The 1,950-nt window shown below is 63.1% G+C and carries 1 protein-coding gene; it reads right to left on the minus strand.

The window, feature by feature from the left end; genetic code table 11:
- Positions 1 to 86: 86 nt before the first annotated feature.
- Positions 87 to 1,349 (minus strand): group II intron reverse transcriptase/maturase, encoded by a 1,263-nt coding sequence (gene ltrA / locus LQ326_RS47010; RefSeq protein WP_234545348.1) that lies wholly within the window; start codon positions 1,347 to 1,349, stop codon positions 87 to 89.
- Positions 1,350 to 1,950: the final 601 nt, after the last annotated feature.

Consider the following 1,950-nt stretch of genomic DNA (forward strand, 5'->3'; position numbering starts at 1 on the left):
GTCGGGTAGCCGGGGGGAGTCACACCCTCCGGCTCCCACAGATCCGTACGTGACGATCTCTCGTCATACGGCTCTTGTCGTCCTGATCACCAGGCCAGGGAGGGGGAGCTGGTCCACCTCCACTGCGCGAACATCCCCGGGCGGCGCTTGGCTGCCCGCTGGAAGGCCGCAATGGCCTTCCTCATCGCGCGAAACCGTCTGTACTTGTTACGGAGCCAGCGCACCAGGTAGGCGTTGATGCGCATCAGGAGTGGATACAAGGCCGATCGGTAGAACCGGCCGTAGTACTGCATCCAGCCCGCGACGATCGGACTGATCCGCTGCGCGAGTTCTTCCACGGTGAGGTTGACCCGCCGGTGGAGCCGCCAGGAGCGGACCTCCTCGCCGAGTCGTTTGAGGGCGTCCCTGCTGACCGCGGGGCGGAACGACCATCTGATACGGCCGTTCTTGTCCCGCATCTGGCGCTGCTGGAACGTGAACCCCAGGAACGTGAAAGACGTGTGCTCGTAGGAGCCACGCCGCAATCCGTCCTGGCAGTACACGATCCGGGTCTTGGCCGGGTGCAGACGCAGCCCGACCTCGGCCATCCTGTCCGAGAGCGCGGCCAGCACCTGGCGGGCCTGGCGTTCGGTGACGCAGTGCACCACCGCATCGTCCGCATAGCGTTCGAACAAGAGGGCGGGGAACTCCCGCGCCATCCAGACGTCGAACGCGTAGTGCAGGAACAGGTTCGCCAAAACGGGAGAAACCGGGGCTCCTTGGGGCGTCCCGCACTCCCGTTCCAGCAGGGTGCCGTCGGGCATCTTGAGCGGGGCAGCAAGCCACCGCCGCACATACAACTTCACCCAAACGGCGTCGGTGTGCGCTTCCACCGCCTTGACCAGGAGGTCCCAGGGCACACTATCGAAGAACTGGGAGATGTCGAACTCAACTACCCAGTCCCGTTTCCAGCTGCGTTCCCGACACTTCTCCACAGCATCCAAAGCGGACCGTCCGGGCCGGTATCCGAAGCTGTCCGGATGGAAAACAGGATCCACCCGTCGCACCAAATGCCGGGCCACGACCGTCTGAGCCACACGATCAGCGACGGCAGGAATCCCGAGGATTCTCTCGCCGCCGCCATGCGGCTTGGGAATAGCCACCGCACGCACCGGCGGAGGAAAGTAGGAGCCCGACGACATCCGGTTCCAGACCCTATAGAGATTGTTCTTCAGGTCCTTCTCGAAGTCGGCGATGCTCTGCCCGTCCACACCCGGTGCACCCTTGTTAGCCCTCACTTCCTCCCATGCTTCCCTGACTTCCCACTTTGAGATATCAAACGGCTTGGCCTGCGACTTCAACTGGTCCACCGAACTCCTCCCGGACACCGTCCGGTTGATGCGATCAACTCAGTCACGAACGACCCGGCCCCTTCGCTCCACCCCCGTTACAGAGGCTTCACCACTACTACGAGCCGGTCCGCCGGCGCGACCCGCATCGGTACTCGGCCCCTTCACAGCACAACCGCTCGGGGTGCTCCCTCTCGCCCACCCCTACCAGGACGGGCTGTATCGGTACGCGCCTTCTCCTGTTCCGCATGACCGCGGCAGATCAGGTTCACGTCGTCTCCATGCCGGACACCGCCTGGCCAGTCGGCGGGCTCCCGCCAGGCTCATCCCGGGACGGTTCCAAGCTTCCCGGTTTTGATGTCGTCGGAATCTTTTCGACACGTCAGCAACGATTCACTTGCGTTCGTCTCCCTGATCCCCACCTGACGCCTCTTGGGCGCCTTTTTCCTCATCGCTCACCACGACAGTCTTCGGCTAACGCAGCATGAGGCGGTTTGAAGCCTCCCCCCGCAGGGCGACTTCGAAGGGCCAATCCTTCATCGGTCACGCAACACTGCTTCAAGAAACTCGTCCTACATCGAATTCCCTTCCGCACTCAGGACGCACTGGAACAAGATAGAGC

The organism is Streptomyces shenzhenensis (assembly GCF_021462265.1).
Classification (GTDB): domain Bacteria; phylum Actinomycetota; class Actinomycetes; order Streptomycetales; family Streptomycetaceae; genus Streptomyces; species Streptomyces shenzhenensis.